At 39.0% G+C, this 3,865-nt stretch carries 3 protein-coding genes; all 3 read right to left on the reverse strand.

The genetic code is table 11. The features are described from left to right. Positions 1 to 655 precede the first annotated feature (655 nt). Positions 656 to 2,728 carry an FAD-dependent oxidoreductase gene (locus J7J01_01715; protein ID MCD6209610.1) on the reverse strand — a complete coding sequence of 691 codons (2,073 nt, stop codon included), beginning with the start codon at positions 2,726 to 2,728 and terminating at the stop codon, positions 656 to 658. Continuing rightward, the gene (locus J7J01_01720; protein MCD6209611.1) at positions 2,716 to 2,940 is read right to left on the reverse strand and encodes a PIN domain-containing protein; all 225 of its coding nucleotides are present in this window, start codon (positions 2,938 to 2,940) and stop codon (positions 2,716 to 2,718) included. The genes J7J01_01715 and J7J01_01720 overlap by 13 nt, the downstream gene beginning before the upstream one ends. Positions 2,941 to 3,419: 479 nt before the next feature. Then, on the reverse strand, positions 3,420 to 3,839 hold the full coding sequence (locus J7J01_01725) for an isoprenylcysteine carboxylmethyltransferase family protein (GenBank protein MCD6209612.1): 420 nt from the start codon (positions 3,837 to 3,839) through the stop codon (positions 3,420 to 3,422). Positions 3,840 to 3,865: the final 26 nt, after the last annotated feature.

A 3,865-nucleotide genomic window follows, 5' to 3' on the forward strand; every position in this document is an offset into this window, starting at 1 on the left:
GGTGGTATCATGAAGACTGAGACTGAAGCTGGAGTTGGAGCCGGGTATTTTTGAATTAACCCCCTCTTCCTCTCACCAATAAACAAGCTCTCTCGCACTTATCCCCATGCCTTCAGCCAACTGTATGAGGTAGAAAGCTAAATGGAAGGTACAAAACACTCTCTTTTCAACACTTCTACCTGTATATTGATGCAAACGCTTCAATCCAAGCGTATTCTTCACAATATTGAATAATACCTCGATTCTGCTCCGTTTTTCCTTGAACGTTTCCCACTTCTCGATTAGCCTAAGGAATTCTTGCCTGATCTGATCTTATTCCAAATGTCAAGCAAATAACCCTTTCCAGCCCATATCATATATCGAGCGGTGGAACGAGATTTGCAACCATAATGATTCTCATTATGTCTATAAACCGCTCTACATCGGGTATTTTCAGCCTGCTTGCGGTTTTCTTTGCTCTTCCAGAACCAATAGCTTCAAGTATGATTTTTGCTATAATCCATTTTTAAATAGATTGTTTCTATATCTCCCATTAATGTTTCCATAAGTAACATAACTTAAATTCAAAATTTGGGCGGAACAAAGCGTAGCTGTATGTCCGGTGTTATACGCACCCATAAGGGTCGAAGCTTTGTAAAGCAAAGCGAAGAGTTAGTCATTGCACCCTAACCTCCCAATTACATATATCGTTTGCGCAAATAATTCCTGAGATTACGACAGCTTCAATTCCACCTCCGGGAAAAGTTGAAGCACTTGCCAAATACAAGCCCTTTATTGGCGTTTTAAAGTATGGTCTTTTAACTCCGATTGATTGATCAAAGGAATATAAAGCCCCTTCAGGCATTGATGTGTATCTTTCAAATGTCTTTGGCGTTGCTGCATCCTGAACGACTATGTGTTTGCTTAAGTCGGGAATATTTTTCTCAGCTTTCTTGATTAGTAACTCCGCAAACTCTCTCTTCTTTTCTAAATACTCTTTTGTTCCCCTTTCTGGAAAATCATAGTAGTTGGCACCCATCAATATTGTAACGCTTGCTTTTCCTTTGGGTGCTAAACCTGGATCTGCATTAGAGTATATAGCGATGCTGCAGCCTTCATCCAGGTTCTCAATGATCGTCGGATAGCCCGATAAATCCATATCTACTCCCAAAAACACCATGAAACAGGAAGGGGACATCTTCAACTTTTTTATGTACTCTACGAAGTCTCTATCCAATCTCTCCTCTCCAACAAGCTCCAGAAATGTAGTTTTTGCATTTGCATTAGCCACAACAATAGGACTCTTAAAAACTCTATTTCCAACCCTTACTCCTTTAACTTCTCCGTTTTCGACCAATATCTCATCCACCCTATGTCTTGTCAGGACTTTGCCACCATTGTATTCTATAAAATCCTTTAAGCTATCTGCAAATCTCTGTGCTCCTCCTTTCGGGAAATATCCACCATGGAGGTAGTATGAAACTACAGCGGTAAGCGCGCTGCTTGCAGGTGTTTTCTCCGCCTCTGTTCCTGAGTAACCAAGCAGAGCACAGAGTAAAGTCTTCAAATCCTCATTAGTGAAAAACTCATCAAGTCTTTGCTTGTACGTTTTGTTCATCCAATCGTAGAAGTGTGGATGTTCCTTAGGATAATCCAAGAGCTTTTTTGCTCCAAAAACCTTAACGATTAGTTCAGCTGGTAGAGGAGCACCATAAACCAAGTCTTTGTAGCACTCCTCGTAGGCTTTTTTAGCTTCATCAAAGAAGGCGTAAATGTTCTCTTTCTCTTCTGGGAACATCTCTGAGAGAGCTTTTATGAACTCTTCCAAGTTGCTGGCATCGATCTCTTTACCTTTAAAGATGCATCTCATTTTATTCTTTGCGAAAAGTTCATCCTTTTCAAAGCCAAGTTCTTTGAGAAGATAGGTTACAGGTACTTTTTCCCACAGTCCGCTTACGTTTTCAACTCCTGTGTTAAAAACAAAATCTTTCCTCTTAAAAGAAGAGCAGTAACCACCGACTTGATGATGTTGCTCTAAAACTAAAACCCTGTACCCTCTTTTTGAGAGTAAAGCACCGCAGGTTAATCCCCCTATACCAGAACCAACAATGATAACATCGTATTCGTTTTCTCCTTTTGGCTTTTGAGTTACATCAACACTCCAATCGTATTTCCTGAATTCCTTTGTAGCAAAATAAGCTGGTGCTTTTAAAGGGAAAACAATTGAAAATGTTATACCAAGAGCGATCAAGGTGTTTGAGAGTATTACGGCGGAAGTTGCATTTAGAAGTAAAAATGTGATCGCGTTTGCTATGAAGATCACCGCCCAGACCCCAGTGATTATGTTGTTAATGGCCAGAAATAATCTCTCCTTCCAGTAGATTTCCGGATAGTCTCTTTTCGAAACTTGAAGTGTGTAGGGTTGTTTGATAATCAGGGAAAACAATACCATCAGAAACAAAACAGAGTAGCCAAGAAAACCACTTTTCTCGACAAATATGTTCAGGTTGAAGATAAATGTAGCAGTAATGGTTATGCAGAAATAGAGAAGAGAGGTAATATCCATCAGATTGAAATCCCTCTTGCGAATTTGTGGTATTATAAGCAGTAAGGCAATAACCAGAGGAATAATGATTCCCAGTATGTTTCCCATGTCACACAATACCCAGTAAACAATCCAGGGAATAAAGGAAAAAAACATATAAAGCATACCAGGAATTTTTATTTTATTATTTTTTAAGTCTTCCATTTTAAAATCTCTAAATCCTTTATCCTCTCAAAATCCCTGTCCATTGTAACAACTTTCAATCCATAATATTTAGCCACGCTATACTGATAAGCGTCATCAAAATCTAAATTCATGCCTTTTCTGACGTTTACAACTTCTCTATACTGTTCCTGTTCCATTGGCAATGAAAGGAGTTTGTGGTTGGGCATGATATCTTCAACAAATTCTTGCAATCTTCTTTCTTATCCCGCTTCAGGAGGATCTCCAAAAATACAATTGTATCCACTAAAAACATTATCTCCACTTCCGGAGCTTTATGTTGCAACTCAACAGAAGAAAAATTCTCCCGTATCTCTGATAACACACCTTCCCAGTCAAACTTAAATTTTCTTGCCTCGATTTCTCCAGCCTTGTATTTCTCACCTCCTTGCTATTTCATCTGTCTTTTCCTATTTAAAGGATGTCGTCTAACGCCCGGCGGATAAAAGAAGTTGCCGATGGCAGTTTGGGCGAAGCTTTTTATCCGCTGTTAAGAGAAGTTGCCCGAAACCTTTCATGCTTGAACCTTTTCTTCACACATTTCTTTTAGCTTTCTGGCATTTTCATATTTCGGATTGATTCTCAGAGCACTGTTAGCGCAAGATAAGCTTTCATTTGAGATGCACCCCAGCTTCCGCTGTTAGACGATAGTGCGAACGAAGGGGCATATTAATCACTTCTCCTTGGATTTTGGTATTCCTATATATCTTGGTGTCCTGTTCATATATTCACGATAGGCATCGCCATACTTCTCAAGGCAGAAGCGTTCTTCAGAACTTGCAAAACTGAGCAAAGAAACTTCGTATACAATTGAAAATAATAGAAAGATCCATGAAGCCGAAGCTATGCTCACACCTATAAACATCAAAAATTCGGTGAGATACTGAGGATTCCGTGAATAATGATAAAGTCCTTTGGTAACGGGTTCATTAAGTGGGGTGGTAGCAAAGTTCACTGTGACTATCGTATACATGATTAATCCTAATAAAGCAATAGGAAGGCCTATGTAAAACCATGTTGTCCCTATTTTTAACGGCAGAAAAAAGGAGTATATTAAGGCAAGATAATAAATTAGCCCTAAAAAGGTTACAATTTTCCAATTTTCCTCCTAGTTTTTTA

This window comes from Methanophagales archaeon (assembly GCA_021159465.1).
In the GTDB taxonomy this organism is placed as follows: Archaea; Halobacteriota; Syntropharchaeia; order Alkanophagales; family Methanospirareceae; genus G60ANME1.